At 59.8% G+C, this 16667-nt stretch carries 22 protein-coding genes and 3 pseudogenes; 9 read left to right on the plus strand and 16 right to left on the minus strand.

All coding sequences use genetic code 11. The features are described from left to right. The 6 genes and pseudogenes from ACM5SV_RS00005 to ACM5SV_RS00030 form a co-directional block, all read right to left on the minus strand. A pseudogene (locus tag ACM5SV_RS00005) lies at window positions 1-199 on the minus strand (hypothetical protein); the annotation flags it as partial. 379 nt (window positions 200-578) lie between these two features. Further along, window positions 579-1736, minus strand: a complete 1158-nt coding sequence (locus tag ACM5SV_RS00010; protein ID WP_128450342.1) for a glutathionylspermidine synthase family protein — start codon at window positions 1734-1736, stop codon at window positions 579-581. Between the two features lies 1 nt (window position 1737). Then, entirely contained in the window at window positions 1738-2334 is a 597-nt protein-coding gene (locus tag ACM5SV_RS00015; RefSeq protein ID WP_419424869.1) for a DUF1190 domain-containing protein, read from the minus strand. 12 nt (window positions 2335-2346) lie between these two features. Then, on the minus strand, window positions 2347-2748 hold the full coding sequence (locus ACM5SV_RS00020; protein ID WP_003550237.1) for a DUF350 domain-containing protein: 402 nt from the start codon (window positions 2746-2748) through the stop codon (window positions 2347-2349). Between the two features lie 35 nt (window positions 2749-2783). Further along, window positions 2784-3440 carry a YjfK family protein gene (locus tag ACM5SV_RS00025; protein WP_012755588.1) on the minus strand — a complete coding sequence of 219 codons (657 nt, stop codon included), beginning with the start codon at window positions 3438-3440 and terminating at the stop codon, window positions 2784-2786. Further along, the gene (locus tag ACM5SV_RS00030) at window positions 3437-4492 is read right to left on the minus strand and encodes an ion channel (RefSeq protein ID WP_128450341.1); all 1056 of its coding nucleotides are present in this window, start codon (window positions 4490-4492) and stop codon (window positions 3437-3439) included. The genes ACM5SV_RS00025 and ACM5SV_RS00030 overlap by 4 nt, the downstream gene beginning before the upstream one ends. Before the next feature lie 103 nt (window positions 4493-4595). Between ACM5SV_RS00030 and ACM5SV_RS00035 the strand changes: the two genes are divergently transcribed. From ACM5SV_RS00035 to ACM5SV_RS00060, 6 genes and pseudogenes are all read left to right on the plus strand, one after another. Continuing rightward, window positions 4596-5042, plus strand: coding sequence for a YjfI family protein (locus ACM5SV_RS00035; RefSeq protein WP_419425040.1), 447 nt, complete (start codon window positions 4596-4598; stop codon window positions 5040-5042). Next, the gene (locus tag ACM5SV_RS00040) at window positions 5039-5773 is read left to right on the plus strand and encodes a PspA/IM30 family protein (RefSeq protein WP_017956566.1); all 735 of its coding nucleotides are present in this window, start codon (window positions 5039-5041) and stop codon (window positions 5771-5773) included. The genes ACM5SV_RS00035 and ACM5SV_RS00040 overlap by 4 nt, the downstream gene beginning before the upstream one ends. 270 nt (window positions 5774-6043) lie before the next feature. Beyond that, window positions 6044-6529 (plus strand): antitoxin Xre/MbcA/ParS toxin-binding domain-containing protein, encoded by a 486-nt coding sequence (locus tag ACM5SV_RS00045; RefSeq protein WP_012755584.1) that lies wholly within the window; start codon window positions 6044-6046, stop codon window positions 6527-6529. Then, window positions 6526-7032: an RES family NAD+ phosphorylase gene (locus tag ACM5SV_RS00050; RefSeq protein WP_017996235.1), complete on the plus strand. Its 507-nt coding sequence runs from the start codon at window positions 6526-6528 to the stop codon at window positions 7030-7032. The genes ACM5SV_RS00045 and ACM5SV_RS00050 overlap by 4 nt, the downstream gene beginning before the upstream one ends. 109 nt (window positions 7033-7141) lie before the next feature. Continuing rightward, window positions 7142-7399: a ribbon-helix-helix domain-containing protein gene (locus ACM5SV_RS00055; protein WP_003550229.1), complete on the plus strand. Its 258-nt coding sequence runs from the start codon at window positions 7142-7144 to the stop codon at window positions 7397-7399. Next, window positions 7399-7767 (plus strand): annotated as a pseudogene (locus tag ACM5SV_RS00060) (type II toxin-antitoxin system RelE/ParE family toxin); the annotation flags it as partial. The gene ACM5SV_RS00055 and the pseudogene ACM5SV_RS00060, both read left to right, overlap by 1 nt. A 273-nt stretch (window positions 7768-8040) precedes the next feature. On the opposite strand, the gene ACM5SV_RS00065 reads toward ACM5SV_RS00060, so the two are convergent. The 5 genes from ACM5SV_RS00065 to ACM5SV_RS00085 all read right to left on the minus strand — a co-directional run bounded on the left by ACM5SV_RS00065 (window position 8041) and on the right by ACM5SV_RS00085 (window position 11691). Continuing rightward, window positions 8041-8766, minus strand: a complete 726-nt coding sequence (locus tag ACM5SV_RS00065; protein ID WP_012755581.1) for an amino acid ABC transporter ATP-binding protein — start codon at window positions 8764-8766, stop codon at window positions 8041-8043. Continuing rightward, the gene (locus ACM5SV_RS00070; protein WP_011648875.1) at window positions 8744-9403 is read right to left on the minus strand and encodes an amino acid ABC transporter permease; all 660 of its coding nucleotides are present in this window, start codon (window positions 9401-9403) and stop codon (window positions 8744-8746) included. Before ACM5SV_RS00070 ends, ACM5SV_RS00065 begins: the two co-directional genes overlap by 23 nt. Next, on the minus strand, window positions 9400-10071 hold the full coding sequence (locus ACM5SV_RS00075; RefSeq protein ID WP_011648874.1) for an amino acid ABC transporter permease: 672 nt from the start codon (window positions 10069-10071) through the stop codon (window positions 9400-9402). The genes ACM5SV_RS00070 and ACM5SV_RS00075 overlap by 4 nt, the downstream gene beginning before the upstream one ends. Window positions 10072-10150: 79 nt before the next feature. Further along, complete coding sequence (locus ACM5SV_RS00080; protein ID WP_012755579.1) at window positions 10151-10936, minus strand: transporter substrate-binding domain-containing protein; 786 nt, start codon at window positions 10934-10936, stop codon at window positions 10151-10153. Beyond that, a complete protein-coding gene (locus ACM5SV_RS00085) occupies window positions 10930-11691 on the minus strand; it encodes a GntR family transcriptional regulator (RefSeq protein WP_128450339.1) in 762 nt (253 codons plus the stop codon). Before ACM5SV_RS00085 ends, ACM5SV_RS00080 begins: the two co-directional genes overlap by 7 nt. Window positions 11692-11949: 258 nt before the next feature. On the opposite strand from ACM5SV_RS00085, the gene ACM5SV_RS00090 reads away from it, so the two are divergent. Both ACM5SV_RS00090 and ACM5SV_RS00095 read left to right on the plus strand, forming a co-directional pair. Next, on the plus strand, window positions 11950-12216 hold the full coding sequence (locus ACM5SV_RS00090) for a type II toxin-antitoxin system prevent-host-death family antitoxin (RefSeq protein ID WP_012755578.1): 267 nt from the start codon (window positions 11950-11952) through the stop codon (window positions 12214-12216). Beyond that, window positions 12213-12640 (plus strand): annotated as a pseudogene (locus ACM5SV_RS00095) (type II toxin-antitoxin system VapC family toxin). The gene ACM5SV_RS00090 and the pseudogene ACM5SV_RS00095 overlap by 4 nt, the downstream one beginning before the upstream one ends. Before the next feature lie 36 nt (window positions 12641-12676). On the opposite strand, the gene ACM5SV_RS00100 reads toward ACM5SV_RS00095, so the two are convergent. The 4 genes from ACM5SV_RS00100 to ACM5SV_RS00115 all read right to left on the minus strand — a co-directional run bounded on the left by ACM5SV_RS00100 (window position 12677) and on the right by ACM5SV_RS00115 (window position 15744). Continuing rightward, a complete protein-coding gene (locus tag ACM5SV_RS00100) occupies window positions 12677-13447 on the minus strand; it encodes an amino acid ABC transporter ATP-binding protein (protein ID WP_012755576.1) in 771 nt (256 codons plus the stop codon). A 12-nt stretch (window positions 13448-13459) separates the two neighbouring features. Beyond that, complete coding sequence (locus ACM5SV_RS00105) at window positions 13460-14119, minus strand: amino acid ABC transporter permease (protein WP_011648868.1); 660 nt, start codon at window positions 14117-14119, stop codon at window positions 13460-13462. A gap of 5 nt (window positions 14120-14124) precedes the next feature. Next, window positions 14125-14787 carry an amino acid ABC transporter permease gene (locus ACM5SV_RS00110; RefSeq protein WP_017996239.1) on the minus strand — a complete coding sequence of 221 codons (663 nt, stop codon included), beginning with the start codon at window positions 14785-14787 and terminating at the stop codon, window positions 14125-14127. Window positions 14788-14904: 117 nt separating this feature from the next. Then, window positions 14905-15744 (minus strand): transporter substrate-binding domain-containing protein, encoded by an 840-nt coding sequence (locus ACM5SV_RS00115; RefSeq protein ID WP_012755573.1) that lies wholly within the window; start codon window positions 15742-15744, stop codon window positions 14905-14907. On the opposite strand from ACM5SV_RS00115, the gene ACM5SV_RS00120 reads away from it, so the two are divergent. Beyond that, the gene (locus ACM5SV_RS00120; protein ID WP_157628365.1) at window positions 15743-15919 is read left to right on the plus strand and encodes a hypothetical protein; all 177 of its coding nucleotides are present in this window, start codon (window positions 15743-15745) and stop codon (window positions 15917-15919) included. The two genes, ACM5SV_RS00115 and ACM5SV_RS00120, sit on opposite strands and share 2 nt — an antisense overlap. A gap of 95 nt (window positions 15920-16014) precedes the next feature. Here the strand turns inward: ACM5SV_RS00120 and ACM5SV_RS00125 are convergent, their stop codons facing one another. After that, a complete protein-coding gene (locus ACM5SV_RS00125; RefSeq protein WP_050786656.1) occupies window positions 16015-16650 on the minus strand; it encodes a TetR/AcrR family transcriptional regulator in 636 nt (211 codons plus the stop codon). Between the last annotated feature and the right edge of the window lie 17 nt (window positions 16651-16667).

Genomic DNA, 16667 nt, shown 5'->3' on the forward strand with positions numbered 1-16667 from the left:
AGAGGTCTTCGGCTGTGAAGCTTGGCCAGAGGAAGTGCACAGCGGCCCAATGCACGAACTTGCGGTTCATGGCGCCGGTCGCAGTCAATCCTATGCCACCCTCACCGTCAGCATAGGCAACCGAAAGGATCATCCCGCGAAGAAGTGGTGACAGCGCGGCGACGTCGATGTCACCCTGCAGCTTGATTTCTGGAAGCATCGTGCGGCTTTGATCCCTACCCTGCAACAGACAGCTGCCAATAGTACAACCGGCGACGGAACAATTGCCACTGAGAAAGCTAAAGCCGATGGGGAGCACCTCACCCGCCCCCTCCCTTCCCTTGCAACCCGGTCCAGTCGGTCCGGTCGGGGGCTTGCCTCAGCGCAAGTGGACATGCCGAGTGACGCATTTGCAAATGGCTGAAGAAGCGCCCAAAGTGACACTTCTACTTTGCACACAAACGGACATTCCAACCCTGCCGCCACACGGTCTGTAGGGGGTACATTCTATTTCCAAGTGCGACATCGCCGCTGAAACTGGGGCTGCGTCGCTCGACGATTAAAAGAAGATAGCCGCGCATGGCGCGATATACCTTCTCTTATCCGACGATGACATGCGGTACGAAACGCGACAAGTTGGCGGTTATGCGCGAGCGATCCTCGCGGACGGCAAGACCGCAGGCGCGATCACCGACGATCCAGCTGCCGAGCACGGCGAAGCCACCATCGCTTTCGAAAAGCGGAGCATAGGCCTGGACGATAAAGCCTTCGTCGCCATAATCGCCGGGGGCGGAAATCAATTCCCGGCCATCTCGGAATATCGTGACGTTCTCGCCTTCTCGCGACAGCAGTGGTTTGCGCACATAATCGCTCAAACTGGACGCCGCCGGGTCGTCTGCGAAATAGCTAGCGAGCAGGTTGGGATGATTGGGGTGGCGCTGCCAGAGCAGAGGCAGAAGCCCTTTGTTGGAAAGCACGGCCTTCCAGGCGGGCTCGACGAAAACATCGCCCGAGCGCACGAGGTCGCGGGCGAACGGCTCGCGCAGCATGAATTCCCACGGATACAGCTTGAAGCAGCGGTCGATCACCCGATCCTTGAGATCGGTGTAACGGCCCTGTGCATCGATGCCGATTTCGCGGATGTCCAGAAGCTCGACGCGATGGCCGGCCTGCACTGCACAGTCCATCAGATAGACCGTCGTGCCGCGATCCTCCTCATTGTCGGTCATCGCCGCGAAGTGGAAGATCGGCTCCTTGGAAAATTGCTCGAACGCCTCGACGAGGCTTTCCTGCAAGGAATTGTACTGGTCCGCATCCTTGGGCAGGATACCCAAAGCCACCTGGTCGGTCAGCCAGTTGAACTGGAAATAGGCTGTCTCAAACACCGAAGTGGGAGTATCAGCGTTATATTCGAGCAACTTAACCGGGCCAGTGCCGTCATAAGCAAGATCGAACCGGCCGTAGAGGTGCAGGTCGCGACGCTGCCAGGAGCGCTGCACCACGTCGCGCAGGTCCTCCGGAATAGCCAGCTTGTCGAGCGACTCTTCGCTTCTGACGATATCATCGACCAGATCCATGCACATGTCGTGCAGTTCCTGGCTCGGTTCTTCAATCCGTGTCTCGATCTCATCGAGCGTGAATGTATAGGCGGCATCGTCGAGCCAGTAAGGCTCGCCGTACATGACGTGAAACCCGAAGCCGACGGCGCGCGCCTTGTCAAGCCAATCAGGACGCGCCGGAAGGGTGATGCGCTTCATGTCAGCCGCCGAAACTGAACGACGAACGGCCCCCGAAGCCTTGACGGGCGACGGTGCGGGTGTTGACGTTGACCGGCTTGACACTCTGACGTGAGGGCGCAGTCACGGTGTCGTTGCGACCGCCCGAGCGAACAGTCGTTGTCACCGTTTGCCCCGAGCGATTGCGATAAATCGGCGTCGAGCCGTAGGAGCCACTCTCCTCCTGGCGCCGGCGATAATCGTAATAGCCGCCGATGTTGTTCAATGCGGAAGACAGCATGTAGCCCGTCAGGAACGGTACGAAAAAGCTGCCGCCTCCGCCGGTATTGTTGGGGACGGCACTGGCCGACTGTTCCGTGCACTGGCCTGAGCCGTATTCGGCCTCGCAGGCGGCCATGCCGTTGAAGCGCGGCGCGGCGGCGAGATGGGCCCGCATGGCATCCTGATAGCCGGCCTGGCAGACCTGCCGGTCCATGCCGGAAGTCACGCATTGGTCGACGGAGGTGAACATTGTCTCCGAGGGAGTCTGATCGCCGCAACCGGACAGGGCCAGGCTCGAGGCAGCGATGGTGCCGAGGGCCAGGAAAGGTCGTTTGTGCCCGCTCTTACGTCTGCGCATCGTTCCCTCCCCTCAATAGGTCATGCAGGCGGCGTTGAGAATACCGATGACCAGCGCGATGCCGCCGCCCCATATGCCCGCGGCGATATCGCCGGCAGTGATCTTTTCATGCAGATCCGTCATGGTGAAATTCGCAATATAGTAAGCCAGGATCTGCGCCAGAATGCCGACCACCGCCCATATGATGTAATCGACTATGCTGACCGAATTGGCTGCGGCCGAAGCCAGCGGCAGGCTGAAACCAACAAGCGCGCCCAAGAATGCCGTGACGGCGGCAAGATTGCCTGCGCGAATGAGTTGGACTTCCTTCTGCGGCGTCAGGAATGTGTAGATCACCGCGAAAACGCCGTAAGCGGCAAGACCAACGGCGAAATAGCCGAGGAAGGCAGGCAGACCCGCCACGTAATCGAGCATTGAAAAAGTCCTCCGTTGAAATTGATAGGATCCCCTCAGACGCGGCGAACATCGGCCGGAGCGAGTCCATAGCCGATCAGAAATTCCACCGAGCTGCCTGCCTGGCTCTGTCCGAGATCGAGGTCGCGCTCGACATTGATCAAAAGCATCTCGCGCGTCGAGCCAAGCGGGCGATAATATAGCATGCAGGTCTGGTGAATGGAGCGCTGCGCCTCACCGTCGTCGACCTTCTCGACAAACTCCGCCAATGGGGTGCGTTCCGGGCCCTCGCCCCAGAAGCGGCTATAGAGGATGCCATCGGCATCGTAGCTTGGCTGACCGATCAGGCCGTCCGGCCCGGTCCAGCGGTTCCATTCGCCCTGCCCGGCAGGCACGACGCTGTCCCAGGGCTGATAAAAGCTGATGTCGTCGACATCACCCGGCTGGCCCGACGTCGACATCACCTGAATCATCCGATGGTCTTCATCGTAATAGCGCGACAGAACCGTCGCGGCATCGAGCGAAACCTCACCGTAGGCGGCAATGATGAACGGGCCGCTCCGTGGCAGCGGCATGGCCGGCTGGCCGGCCAAAGCATCGGCTTCGAGGGAGAGGAAATCGATCTCCAACGCCCCGCCGATGGCGGCGCTCAACGGGCCAAGTTCTTTGGGTAAGGGCCTTTCGTTCTTGTCTCTGCCGAACCAGCCGATCATGATACCTCTCCCATTCGAGCCCAAGCGATGGCAGCGGGATCTAGCCGCATTCCGCTGATGTAGTAAAGGGTCTCGCCGCCCCGCATCAGCGTCTCGTCCTGGCAATTGAGGTCGGTCATGCCCTGGCTCAGCATGCCCACCAGCGTCACATTATGCTGACGCTTGAGCCTTAAAAACACGTCCCCATAGAGTAGCGGCGTTTGCAAAGGCGGCACCGGCAGGGAAAACGCCGTGTCGGTGGAAGCGGCCGACAGCAGCCGTGCGGCGATTTCCGAAGAGCCCGGATCACGGGCGGAACGCGACAGCAGCTCCTCGGCGAGCGAGCCCACCGCCTCGACGCGCGGCCGGCGTTGTTTGACCATCTGTGCCGTGCGGTCGTCGGCGAAATAGGCCACGATATGGGCATTGGGCGCGTGGTCTTCGGCAATCAGCACGGCGGCCAGCGTCTCGTCGTCATTTGCACCGCGCGCGATGATCGCGCGCGCCTGGGCCACTCCGGCCCGCACCAGAGCCTCGGCATCGGCAAGCCGCTCGGTTCTGATATAGTCGGCGTAATTGCTGGCGGGATTTTCCGGCAGGTCCTTGGCAACCAGAACACTCATCGGCTCGTTGGCCTGCCGTTCGGCATGCAGCAGCCGCAGCGTCTGGTATGTCTGCCCCTCTTGCCAGCCCAGGACGATGATATGGCCGGCGCGTTCGCTGTAATCACCCAGTCCGCGCATGCGATTCCTCCAGATCGTACCGATATTTGTCAACAACTTGCCAAGAACAGCGGTGAAGATGGCAATGCCGCCGGGAAGAACGAACAGGACGGCAATTAATCGGCCGGCCCCCGATTTTGGAGAAAGATCGCCATAGCCGACAGTCGTTGCCGTCACCATATAGTAATAAAGAAAGTCGACCGGATTGCCGACGAGATCGGCTTCGCCGGCCAGCATGAAGAGCAGGTAAGAAGCGACCGGGTGGATCACGAGGATAACAAAAAGGGCTGACCAGGCCAATTCGCTGAGCGAGAGATATACACGCCGCATCAATGAAGCGATAAATGGCAAGCGATTCGCCCCCGTTCCCAACGCGTACCCTAGCGAAATTTATTTAGCGCACCAGATCTTTAAGTTGCAAACCGATTACCCAAATATTTTGACGTTCCAACCGATGGAGGACTTTTTGGAGACCTGGAACCTCACCACTTTAACGCGCCTGTTCGCCGCCGATCCCGACGCACTGGGCGATGTGGATGTAGCCGTACCCGAACAGGGCGACGTCATATGCGTGACTCTTAAGGAAAGGGGCGATCTCGACGTCTTCGTCGCGGTGAGCGGGGAGCGCGACATCCTCGTCAGCGCTGTTCTGGTGCCGTGCAAGGACGTGTCCAATCGAGAAGCCTTCGAACGGATGGTGCTGAAGACCCATAAGTTCGTGCCGCTCTCCAGCTTCGGCATCACCACAATCGACGGTGAGGAATGGTATGAATTGTTCGGCTCGCTGTCAGCACGCTCGCCGGCCGAGACGGTGGTCGAGGAAGTCGCGATTCTGGCTGCCAATGCCGTCGATGCGGCACACATGATTGAAGAGTGGAAAAGCGGGGAGATTGCAGCGTGAGCACTTGGGGCAAGATTTTCACCGCCATTCGCGGCGGCATTAACGAGGCAGCGGAAGCGGCCGCCGACAGCCAGTCCATGCGCGTCCTTGATCAAGAAATCCGCGACGCTGAACAGTCGCTGCGCAGTGCGCGATCCGATCTTGCCGGCATCATGGCGTCCAACAAGAGCGTCATGCGCCGACTTGACGAAAACCGCGCCAAGGAGACCAAGGATACCGACAGCGCTCGCGCTGCGATCTCCGCGGGCCGCACGGATCTCGCTCAAGGTCTGGCTCAGCGCATTGCTAGTATCCGTGCCGAAGTGCAGCGCGACCAGGAAGAGCTCGACCGGCTGCTGCCTCGCCAGCAGCAGATGCTGCGCACGATCCAGGAGACCGAAGCGCGCATTGCTCAGATGAAGCGCGAGGTGGGGAATGTCAAAGCCAATGAATCGCTGCTGCGCGCTCAATCGGCGATCGCCCATAGCCAGTCGGGCATCAATACCCGCCTCGGTAGCGCCGTCGAGAGTCTCGAACGCATCAAGAAACGCCAGGAAATCACTGCCGGCCGCATCGAAGCCGGTGCTGAACTGGCCGCGCTGGAAAACGGCAGCGACCTCGATCGTCAACTGCGCGAGGCCGGCATTGGCAGTTCGAGCCACTCGGCCGATGACATTCTTGCACAGCTGATGGCACCGAAACATTCGGTAGAGCCCATCTTGCTGCCAGCGCCGACCAGCAAAAAAGACTGATAATCCCGGGAGCGGCAGCCCTGCCTGCCATTCCCGCGCGCGCTTACGGAATTGGAGCGCCGCGACCCAGCCTCTGTGGGGATCGCGGCATTTCAATCCGCTGCAAGCTGCCCTTGGCAGGCGGTGCCATCGACGCCTGCCCGCTTGTTTGGCGCCGGCAGCGAGAAAGGCACGGTTCCGCGGCCGATACGCCGGATACGCCCGTCAGATCTTGAAATTTGTCGCGACACATGACATATAAAAAGCGACAGATGACGCAGGAGAAAGATCATGGCCGTCGCGGCAAAAGCACCCTCTTCAGCGGCAGGCGGTGGTGAACTGCAAAAAATCGAAGCATTGCTCGGCGGTTCGCGCATTCTGTCGCGTAGCCTGACCAATGCCCTCGACGCCCATGAGCTGCTCCTGCACGGCCTGCCTGCAACAGCACTGGATCATCTTGTCGGCACTCTCGTCGTCCTCGGCAAGAACGAGTCCCTCGAAAAGGCGGTGGGCATGAGCTTGCGCACCTGGCAGCGGCGGAAGGACACGCCTTCCAAGCCGCTCAGCCAGGAACAGAGCGGCCGCGCGTGGAAATTCGCCGAGATCCTCGCAAAGGCAACGGATATCTTCGGATCGCAAGCAGAAGCCGAACAATGGCTGGAGCGTCCGGCAGTCGGACTTGAGCAGCGCCGCCCGATCGATCTTCTCGGGACGCCCGCTGGTGTCGAGCTTGTCGAGGATCATCTCGATCGCCTGGAATACGGCGTCTATGCATGACCCTTTTGCCGATCGCGCTCGGCGGGACCGAGCTGGTCGCGTGGCGGCTCGATCAGGCTGTCCATGCGCCGACTTGGGATAGCGGAGAAGGCGCCTATCGGGTTGGCGGCCGCTGGAACAGCAAGGGGGTTCGCGCGGTCTACTGCTCGCTCGATCCCGCGACGGCGATCCTTGAAGTCGCGGTCCACAACGGGTTCCGGGCGCTCGACACCGTGGCGCACAGGATGACGGCAGCTGTCATTGCCGATGCTGGCGATATCCATGTTGTCGATCCGGGAAACGTGCCCAATCCCAACTGGTTGCGCCCGGGCATTCCCAGCGCCGGACAGCAGATCTTCGGAGACGATTTGCTTCGACAACATCGTTTCGTTGCGATCCCGAGCGCGGTCTCGCGGCATAGCTGGAACCTGATTTTTCTGGCAGGCGGTGCGACGGGCGCCTATGCACTGAAGTTCCAGGAGTCATTTGCCCTCGATACGCGGCTGCATCCGCCCACGTCATGAACGTCTTGGAGCCACGGGGCTATTTGGAAGGGACCGAATTCAATGTCAAATATTGACATCGCGACCCGGATGCAGAACAATTTCAGGAATTTGATAAGGAGGGTGCTTCATGACCAGCAGCCTGCATGTAAGCTTGCCCGATGAAATGCGTGCCTTCGTCGATATGCGCGCCAACGGGAAGAGCCAGTACACGACGCCGAGCGAATATGTACGCGCCCTTATTCGCGAAGATATGGCACGCGAAGAAGATCGCCGCTATGCCATCCGCTCGCTGCTGCGGGCGGAAGAGGAATTCCGGCGCGGAGAGATGCTGCCCCTTTCCGCTCTGGATGCTATCGACGCGGAGCTGGATGAAGAACTGCGCTAGTGGCTCCTCGCGTTCTCATCCTGCCGACCGCCCTTGATAACTACCGTCTGGCAGTCCGCGAAACGGCGCGAAAATGGTCCACCGAACAGGCCAAAGCATATAGCCGCTTGCTGCGGGCGGGATTTGAAGGCATCCCCGAAGCCTACGCCCGCGTAAGGATAAAGAAAGACGAGCGCGCCGGGAATTCGCTCTTCCGGCTCCACAAGATAGAGCACCATTACGCCGTATACATCGTCGTTTACGACTCAACCTTGGTCATTGCCGCGGTCTTGCATGAGCGGATGGATATTCCCGCACAGCTGAGGACAATCGAACGATTGACCGACAGAGAGTATGATGCGTTGATGGGACATCCTCGGCCGAAGTCCTTAGGACGGTCGGCCGCGATCACCGGCGGCGCGGCAGCAGATCGAGCAGCAAGCCGCGTTAGATAGGCGAGAGGCGCCCCGCTTACCGAGACCAAGCGGATAGTCGACGCGCAAACGCAGCACGCCATAAAAATGCTCGATCCGCCAAGTCGGCTATTCTCACTGCCTCCTAAAGCGTGTCGCGATCTTTCAGATTCGCTTGTCGCGCTTTAGCTCTTTGTTTTTACGCATGTCGTTGTCGCAAAACCGCTGCGCACTTTTGCGCGACATGCTTTAGTTGACCCCGAGAAATTGCTTCAACTCCGCTGTCTGCGGATTGGCAAAGACTTCCTCCGGCGGGCCTGCTTCATGGACTCGGCCCTGGTGCATGAAGACGACGCGGTTGCAGACGTCGCGGGCGAACTTCATCTCGTGCGTCACCATCAGGAGGGTCATTCCCTCGGCGGCGAGTTCGCGCACGACGGCCAGAACTTCGGCGACCAGTTCCGGATCGAGCGCGGAGGTGATTTCGTCGCAGAGAAGTGCTGTCGGCTGCATGGCGAGCGCGCGGGCGATGGCGACACGCTGCTGCTGGCCGCCCGAGAGCTCGTCCGGATAGGCGTCGAACCTGTGACCCAGCCCTACCCGCTCCAGCATCTTGCGGGCGGTCGCCTCGGCTTCGGCTTTCGGCGTCTTCTTGACCACGGTCTGCGACAGCATGACGTTGCCGCCGACGGTCAGGTGCGGGAAGAGGTTGAACTGCTGAAAGATCATGCCGACCTTGAGGCGCAGTGCCTTCAGATGCACTTCATCATCGAGGAGCTGCGCGCCGGCCACGGAGATGGAGCCGTCAGTGATGGTCTCCAGGCCGTTGATGCAGCGAAGCAGGGTCGATTTGCCCGAACCGCTCTTGCCGATAATGGCGATGACTTCGCCAGCCTCCACATCGAGATTGATGCCTTTCAGCACCTCGGTGGTGCCAAAGCTCTTGCGGACTTCAGTGATTTCGATGAGCGACATTGAGCTTCCTTTCCAGGATCTGGCTGCTTTTTGACAAAGGCCAGCAAAGGGCGAAGTAGATGAGAGCGACGAGCCCGTAGACGGTGAAGGGCTGGAAAGTGGCATTGGTGACGACCGTGCCGGCTTTCGACAATTCGACGAAACCGATGATCGAGGTCAGCGCCGTTCCCTTGACGATTTGAACGGAGAAACCGACCGTCGGCGGTATGGCGACCCTCAGCGCCTGCGGGAGGATGACATAACGCATCTGCTGCAACCGGCCCATGCCGAGGCTGGCGGAGGCTTCCCACTGACCCTTCACGACCGCTTCGACGCAGCCTCGCCAGATTTCGGCGAGGAAGGCAGCGCTCCACAAGATCAGCGCGAAACCCGCAGCAAGCCAGGCCGGCACGTCTATCCCGAAGAGGCCGAGACCGAAAAAGGCGATGAAGAGCTGCATCAGCAACGGCGTGCCCTGGAAGAGCTCGATATAATATTTCGCGACTGTCCTGAATGCCTTGCGCTTGCTGATACGCAGGAACAGCAGCCCCAGCCCGACCACGCCGCCGCCGATGAACGAGACCAGCGAAAGCAGGATCGTCCAGCGGGTGGCGAGCAGCAGGTTGCGCAGGATGTCCCAGAGTGTGAACTCGATCATCGTGCTGCTCTCCTCGGGAAAATGAACCCGCCGACCACCGCCAGCAGCTGCCGAAGCAGGATCGCCAGCACAAGATAGATGGCTGTCGAGACGATGTAGGCCTCGAAGGCGCGGAAGGTTCGCGATTGTATGAAGTTCGCGGCAAAGGTCAGATCCTCGGCGGCGATCTGCGAGACGACTGATGAGCCGAGCATGACGATGACCACTTGCGACGACAGTGCCGGCCAGATGCGCTGCAGGGATGGCACGAGAACGACATGCCGGAAGGTTTCGAAGCGCGTCATGGCAAGGCTCTCGCCTGCCTCGAACTGGCCCTTCGGGGTTGCCTGGATGCCCGCGCGGATAATTTCGCAGCTATAGGCGCCGAGGTTGACGACCATCGCGAGGTTGGCGGCCGTCAGTTCGGAAAGCTTGAAGCCGAGCGACGGAAGGCCGAAGAAGATGAAAAAGAGCTGGATCAGGAACGGCGTGTTGCGGATCAGTTCGACATAGGTCGCAACGACAGGCTTCAGCCAGGCCGGGCCGAGTGCACGCACCCAGGCACAGAAGATGCCGAGCGATATGCCGAGCACTCCGCCGATGGCGATAAGCTCCAGCGTGATCAGTATGCCCTTGATGATCTCAGGATAATATTCAAGCAGCCAGCCGAATTCGAAATGGTAACTCAAGGAATTGTCCCCTCTTGTGGCGACGGAGCGTCATGTCGTCCCGCGCGCGGGCGCGGGATGACATCCGTGAGACCGGTCCTTAGAGATCCGACGGGAGATCGGCGCCGAGCCACTTCTGCGATATGGCGTTCAGCGCGCCATCGGTTTTTGCGGCGGCGATAATGCCGTTCACCTTCTCCAGAAGGGCCGTCTGTTCCTTGTTGAGACCGATGTAGCAGGGCGAGTTCTTGATGAGGAACTTCATCTCAGGGCGCTTGGGAGGATTTTTGGCGAGGATCGCAGCGGCCACGACGTTGCCGGTGGCGATGGTGTCGACCTGGCCGGACAGGAAGGCCGAGATAGTGCCGTTGTTGTCCTCGTAACGCTTGATCGTAGCGTCGGCCGGCGCGATCTTCGTCAGCTCGAGATCTTCGACAGCGCCGCGCGTGACGCCGATGCTCTTGCCGGCGAGATCTTCCACCTTGGCGATCGAAACATCGGCCGGTGCGAACACGCCGTTGAAGAAGGGTGCGTAGGCCGTGGTGAAATCGATCACCTTTTCGCGCTCCGCATTCTTGCCGAGGCTTGATATGACCAGATCGACTTTGTTCGTCTGCAGATAGGGAACGCGGTTGGCGCTGGTGACCGGCACGAGCTCGGTCTTGACGCCGAGCTTTTCGGCAATGAGATTGGCCACATCGATATCGTAGCCCATCGGCGCCATATCGGTGCCGACACTACCGAAGGGCGGAAAATCCTGCGGGACGGCGACACGCAGCGTACCGCGCGCCGTGATGTCGGCAAGAGCATCGGCGTAAGACGCGGAGCCGAAGCCGAAGGTTGCAGCCAGGGTCGCGATTGCGAAGAAGACTCGTCTTGTCAGCATGTTTTAATTGCTCCTTTGAAGTTGTGGTTTTTTGGGTCTGACAGTTGGGAGACCGAGGGCACGGCCTTGGGAGGAAGTGACAGGGAATTCCGCAGTTCCGAGAGCGGATCGGGCCGTGTGGTGAGGTCGAGGCCCATTTCCACTTCGTCCAGATGTTCGATAGAGAGCTCGGCAGCTCTGACGAAATAGCCCGCTTGCATGGCCTCGAAGATGCGGCAGTGTCCGTCATGGGACTGTGCTGCATGAAATTCAGACTGATAGAGCATCGAAATGAGGATCGTCCTCGCGGTGAGATCACGGAGGATATCGACGATGATGGCGTTCCCGCTCAATTCTGCGATGCGGATGTGGAAATCGCCCATCAAATAGGTCAGGCGCTGGCGGTCGCCCGCAGCCATTGCGCTTTTTTCCTCGTTCAAATGCGCGTCGAGAGCTTCGCGTCCCTCGTTCGTCAATACGCGCATGCTGCGCAACAATCCCGCCTCGATGACGCGCCGTGCCTCATAGACCGCGATCGCCTCTTCAGCGGACGGCTCGACAACAAACCAGCCTCGTCTCGGACTGACATGCACGATACCGCGTGTTTCCAAGCGCATCATGGCTTCACGGACGCGGGTTCGAGACACGCTGAAGAGCGTTGCCAGCTGGTTTTCACTGAGACGCGTCCCAGGCCGAATCCTGGCTGAAAGAATCCCGGAGACGATCGTCTCCTCGATGGTCTTCTGCGTGGTCTCAGATGTCTGGCTATCTTGCATACAAGACAGGAAAGCAAAGCTCGTGCCAAAATTCGGCGTTCAGGACTTCCAAGATGTCTCGGATCCCTCCCCTGGAATTTGCACGCTGGGAATGCAGACTGGGCGTAATTTGAGCGCATGCCCGCAATTCCTTGCAAGCCCCAATCAGCGCCGGCCGCGCGAAACCGACGAAGCCCCTTCCCTATCGGAAGAGTTGCTTGCGGCAAGACCGGCTCGACCTATATAGTCATGTTAGTCACTATAGTCAGGATATAGCGAATGCAGCCATCACGACCAGAGGATAAAAGTTGGACCGTCGCCAGTGCGAAGGCCAAACTGTCTGAGGTTATCCAACGCGCGCAAGCAACGCCGCAAACGATCATGCGCAATGGTAAACCAAGCGTCGTCGTCGTTTCAGCCGAGGAATGGCAGCGGAAGACCGCGCGCAAGGGCACCCTCGCAGAGTTTCTGATGCAATCGCCGCTGCGGGGCGCCGATCTCGATCTCGAGCGTGAACGCGACGAACCGCGTGATCTCCAGCTGTGAGAGTTCTGCTCGACACCAATGTGCTTTCCGAGGTGACAAGGCCGCGTCCCGATGCACATGTCTTACAATGGCTGGACAGTCTCGACGAGGATCGCTCATTCATCAGCACCGTATCGATCGCGGAGATCCGGCGTGGTGTCGCATTGATGGAAAGCGGGCGAAAGCGCGACGCGCTGGCTGAATGGCTTGCCCAGGATCTGCCGCAGCGCTTCGAGCAGCGCGTCATCCCTGTGCACCAGCCGGTTGCGATAGCCTGGGGCGACCTGATGGGGCTCGCAAAGCGAAGCGGACGCGGCTTATCGTCAATGGACGGCTTAATTGGCGCCACCGCGATTGCTCACGATCTCACCCTCGCCACGCGCAATATAAAGGATTTCGAGGGCCTTGGGATCGAGCTTGTCCACCTTGGACCGAGCGCCCGTGACGATCCACAGAGCGGACCGCCACGGGATCTTTTCGTCTAGTTGAAACTCGAGGTTTTGAGGAATTCCGCCAGCCGTTCGGTCTTCGGATGCACGAACATGTCCTTCGGATCGCCCTCCTCGCAGATGACGCCCTGGTTCATGAAGATGACGCGTGACGAAACGTCGTAGGCAAAGCGCATCTCGTGGGTGACGAGCAGCATGGTCATGCCGTCGGCGGCAAGCCCCTTGATGACCTGGAGCACTTCGCCAACCAGTTCCGGGTCGAGCGCCGAGGTCACTTCGTCGAACAGCATCAGCCTCGGCGACATGGCGATGGCACGGGCGATCGCGACGCGCTGTTGCTGGCCGCCTGAAAGCTGGCCGGGATAATGGCTCGAGCGGGCGGAAAGGCCGACACGATCGAGCCATTTTTCCGCGATGGCGCGGGCATCCGGCTTCGTCATCTTCTTCACCTTGACGAGGCCGAGCATGACATTTTCAGCGGCACTCATATGCGGGAAGAGATTGAACTGCTGAAACGCCATGCCGGTCAGCGCGCGCTGGCGTGCAATCTCCTTCTCGCTCTTGCGGCGCCGCGTTGCGCCTTCGGCGCGGTAGCCGATCTCCTCGCCGTCGAGGCTGATCGTGCCACCCTGGAATTCCTCAAGCATGTTGATGCAGCGCAGCAAGGTGGTCTTTCCGGAGCCGGACGAGCCGATGATGGAAATGACTTCGCCCTCCTCAACGGCGCAATCGACGCCCTTGAGGACTTCGTGGATGCCGTAAGTCTTACGCAGACCCTGGATGTCGAGAATGGTCTTGGCCATCGGGGGAACTCCTCAGGACGGCAGGGCGGTCTTGCGCTCGACGTATTTGCCGAAGTGCTCGATGCCGTAGTTGATGATGAAATAGAGACCACCGGCCAGGAAGTAGAACTGGAGGCTCATGAAATTGCGGGAGATGATCTCCTGCGTGCGTAGGAGAAGCTCCGCAACGCCGATGACGGAGAGCAGCGTCGAGGCTTTCACCATCTCGGCCGCCGTATTCACCCAGGCCGGCAGGCATTGGCGCATGGCCTGCGGCCACAGCACAGAGGTGAAAGTCTGGGTAAAGGTCAGGCCGATCGCCTTGGCGGCTTCGGTCTGGCCCTTCGGGATTGCCTGAAGCGCTCCGCGCACGATTTCGCCGACATGGGAGGAGCAGAAGATGGCAAGGGCGAGCACCCCGGCCGAGAACGGCCCGAGATCGAGGCCGACGGCGGCGGAGACGTAGTAGCTCGCCAGCACCAGTACGAGCACCGGCGTGCCACGGATGATATCCGTATAGGCACGCACGGCCAGCCGCAAAACAACGCCGCCATAGACGAGCGCCAAACCGACGAAAACGCCAAGTATGGAACCCGCAAGGATGGCCAGCAGGGAGATCGACACGGTCACGCCGATGCCGTTCATGATGACGTATCGGGCGATCCAGAGTTGTTCGAGAAAAGTGTGGGACATCAGGTCTATCTCGGCAGGGCCAGACTGCGCTCGACGAAGCGCATCACGGCGGCGATGAGGAAACAGGCCGCGACATAGAGCGCTGACGTCACCATCCAGGTCTCTATGACGCGGAAGCTCTCGACATTGATCTTGCGGGCAGCAAACGTCAGTTCGGGCACGGCGATGGCGGCGGCGAGCGAGGTGTCCTTGAAGAGCGAGATGATCGTCGAGGACAGTGATGGCAGCACGTTGCGCAGCATCAGCGGAGCGATGATGGAGCTGCGGATCTGCATCCCCGTCAGGCCGATGGCAAGCCCCGCTTCCGTCAACCCTCTTGGAATAGACAGCAGCCCGGCGCGGAACACTTCTGCCAGATAGGCGCCGGAATAAAGCGACAGAACCAGGACGAAGCTTTTTATCTTGTCGAGGCGCAAACCCATTTGCGGCAGCGCGAAAAAGACGAAAAGCACCAGGACGAGAATCGGCAGGTTGCGAATGACAGTGACATAAACTCGCGCCGGCACCACCGCAAAGCGGCTTTTGGAGGTCAGCGCGAAGGCCACCACAAGGCCGATCGCGGCCCCGATCAGGATCGAGATCACCGCAAGGCCGAGACTGAGCGCGAGCCCGCTCAAAAGATAATCGAAGTTGCGCCAGACGGCAGCGAAATTCAACGTGTAACCCATACGGGCCGCCCTTTCAGACCAGAGCAGGATGCCGAAAAATATGAGCGGTTTTCGGACGGCGTCATGCTTTCACTCTTTAAATGCGGAGCGGGAAACATGTCCCGCTCCGCATGGCTGTTACTTGAATTCGACCGGGAAGCCGATCTGCGGCGGCGTCAGATCTTTGCCAAACCAGGTCTTGAAGGACTTGGCGTAAAAGTCGAATTCAACGCCGGTCATGGCTTCGTGCAGGGCGGTGTTGACGAAGTTCAGCCAATCCTGATCGCCGCGCTTGACGGCGCAGGCGTAGGTCTGCGGATTCCAGCCATAGCCGGCATCTTTGTAGCGGCCCGGATTCTGCGTCATGTACCAGGCGAGCGACGACTGGTCGGTGGCAACTGCATCGGCGCGTCCCGATTCCAGCGCCTGATAGATCAGGTCGACGGAATCGTACTGATCGACGGTCGCCTCCGGCAACGCCGCATGCACCATCGCCTCGGCATAGACGTTCTGGAGAACCGAGATGGTGACGGAGGAACCGGCCGCCTTGAGGGCTGCGTAGTCGGCATATTTTCCGTCCGCCTTGAGCATCAGTCCGACACCCTCGCGATAATAGGGAATGGTGAAGGCAACCTGCTGGGCGCGCTCGCCGGTAACGGTCATGAACTGGCAGGTAATGTCGACTTTGTCGGTGGTGATGTTCGGGATGCGGGCGTCGGAGGACTGGTTCACATATTCGATCTTCTCAGGATCGCCGAAGAGCGCCTTGGCGATGATATGGCCCATGTCGACGTCAAAGCCCTGAAGCTTGTCGTCGGCGCTTTTGAAGTGCCAGGGCGCATTGGTGCTGCCGGTGCCGAGGACGAGATGGCCGCGGGCCAGCACTTCATCGAGCTTGCTGCCGTCGGCCAGCGCAGGGGTGGACAACAGAGCGGCGACGGCCAGCGACATCACGCCGGTGCGAAAGGAAATAGTCATGGCGTTCCCCTTATCATGGTTTCTATTGTTCCAGTATAATGGACGCATGTCTGTTTTACTGGAACAACGTTATCAAGTGCCATCAAGGGTGAATTGTCAATGGGCCATGCTGAAAAAACGCGCAGTGGCGCGCGTGGCGATTTTTTCGGCAGTGCAGCATTGTTCTGTTGTTTAGAGGCTCAACATCATGCCCTTCCCGCTCAGCGACCTCAGGCCATGCCGAGGGCGCAAGATGTGCTCTTTACGGCGAGCGTCTCAGGATCCGGCGCCTTACCGGTTTGCGATTGCAGCGCGGATCAGTGAACCCGCCGCCTCGCCGGCGGCTTCCATGTAGGTCGGGTCGCGATGCAACAGAACGACGGCGAACGAGCCATCGAGCAGCAGGACGATCTGCCGGGCGAGCTGCGGCGCTTCCGTCTTGATCCCGGCCGCCTCGAATGTGACCCGCAACCACGCCTCGACCCTCCTCTTGTGTTCAATCCCGACTTTCATGGCTGGATGGCCGGGCATATTGACGAGTTCCGCAGAGGTGCGCAGGAAGCCGCAGCCCTTCCATTTCGGATGGCGGGCCGCGCGGGCGAGATTGCGAAAAATGCCTTGGACCTTATCCGCCGGTTCGCCCGCCGTTTCCGCGTACCAGCGCTTGAATAGAGAGAGGTTGGGCTGATCGCGCGCCTCCAGATATGCCCCGATGAGATCGTCCTTGCTGGCGAAATGGTAGTAAAGGGTGCGTTTGGTGACGCCGGCCTCTTCAGCCACCGCATCGACGCTGACGCTTCTGATGCCCTCGTTGTAAAACAGCTTGGCGGCGGCTGAGATGATGCGTTCGCGCGTTGGAACTGCAGGTGAGATCATGCCGCTATGTATACCGACTAGTGAGTATACACAAGCATCGGGCGGCGGCATACTTCTCCTGACGCAGC

Source organism: Rhizobium sp. CRRU65 (assembly GCF_048551595.1).
Classification (GTDB): Bacteria; Pseudomonadota; Alphaproteobacteria; order Rhizobiales; family Rhizobiaceae; genus Rhizobium; species Rhizobium leguminosarum_J.

Bases quoted from the DNA above. Each gene is read 5' to 3' on its own strand.
- ACM5SV_RS00010 (WP_128450342.1), bottom strand. From the start codon at position 1,736: ATGAAGCGCATCACCCTTCCGGCGCGTCCTGATTGGCTTGACAAGGCG.
- ACM5SV_RS00015 (WP_419424869.1), bottom strand. From the start codon at position 2,334: ATGCGCAGACGTAAGAGCGGGCACAAACGACCTTTCCTGGCCCTCGGC.
- ACM5SV_RS00020 (WP_003550237.1), bottom strand. From the start codon at position 2,748: ATGCTCGATTACGTGGCGGGTCTGCCTGCCTTCCTCGGCTATTTCGCC.
- ACM5SV_RS00025 (WP_012755588.1), bottom strand. From the start codon at position 3,440: ATGATCGGCTGGTTCGGCAGAGACAAGAACGAAAGGCCCTTACCCAAA.
- ACM5SV_RS00035 (WP_419425040.1), top strand. From the start codon at position 4,596: ATGGAGGACTTTTTGGAGACCTGGAACCTCACCACTTTAACGCGCCTG.
- ACM5SV_RS00045 (WP_012755584.1), top strand. From the start codon at position 6,044: ATGGCCGTCGCGGCAAAAGCACCCTCTTCAGCGGCAGGCGGTGGTGAA.
- ACM5SV_RS00050 (WP_017996235.1), top strand. From the start codon at position 6,526: ATGACCCTTTTGCCGATCGCGCTCGGCGGGACCGAGCTGGTCGCGTGG.
- ACM5SV_RS00055 (WP_003550229.1), top strand. From the start codon at position 7,142: ATGACCAGCAGCCTGCATGTAAGCTTGCCCGATGAAATGCGTGCCTTC.
- ACM5SV_RS00065 (WP_012755581.1), bottom strand. From the start codon at position 8,766: ATGTCGCTCATCGAAATCACTGAAGTCCGCAAGAGCTTTGGCACCACC.
- ACM5SV_RS00070 (WP_011648875.1), bottom strand. From the start codon at position 9,403: ATGATCGAGTTCACACTCTGGGACATCCTGCGCAACCTGCTGCTCGCC.
- ACM5SV_RS00080 (WP_012755579.1), bottom strand. From the start codon at position 10,936: ATGCTGACAAGACGAGTCTTCTTCGCAATCGCGACCCTGGCTGCAACC.
- ACM5SV_RS00085 (WP_128450339.1), bottom strand. From the start codon at position 11,691: ATGCAAGATAGCCAGACATCTGAGACCACGCAGAAGACCATCGAGGAG.
- ACM5SV_RS00090 (WP_012755578.1), top strand. From the start codon at position 11,950: ATGCAGCCATCACGACCAGAGGATAAAAGTTGGACCGTCGCCAGTGCG.
- ACM5SV_RS00100 (WP_012755576.1), bottom strand. From the start codon at position 13,447: ATGGCCAAGACCATTCTCGACATCCAGGGTCTGCGTAAGACTTACGGC.
- ACM5SV_RS00105 (WP_011648868.1), bottom strand. From the start codon at position 14,119: ATGTCCCACACTTTTCTCGAACAACTCTGGATCGCCCGATACGTCATC.
- ACM5SV_RS00110 (WP_017996239.1), bottom strand. From the start codon at position 14,787: ATGGGTTACACGTTGAATTTCGCTGCCGTCTGGCGCAACTTCGATTAT.
- ACM5SV_RS00120 (WP_157628365.1), top strand. From the start codon at position 15,743: ATGGCGTTCCCCTTATCATGGTTTCTATTGTTCCAGTATAATGGACGC.
- ACM5SV_RS00115 (WP_012755573.1), bottom strand. From the start codon at position 15,744: ATGACTATTTCCTTTCGCACCGGCGTGATGTCGCTGGCCGTCGCCGCT.
- ACM5SV_RS00125 (WP_050786656.1), bottom strand. From the start codon at position 16,650: ATGCCGCCGCCCGATGCTTGTGTATACTCACTAGTCGGTATACATAGC.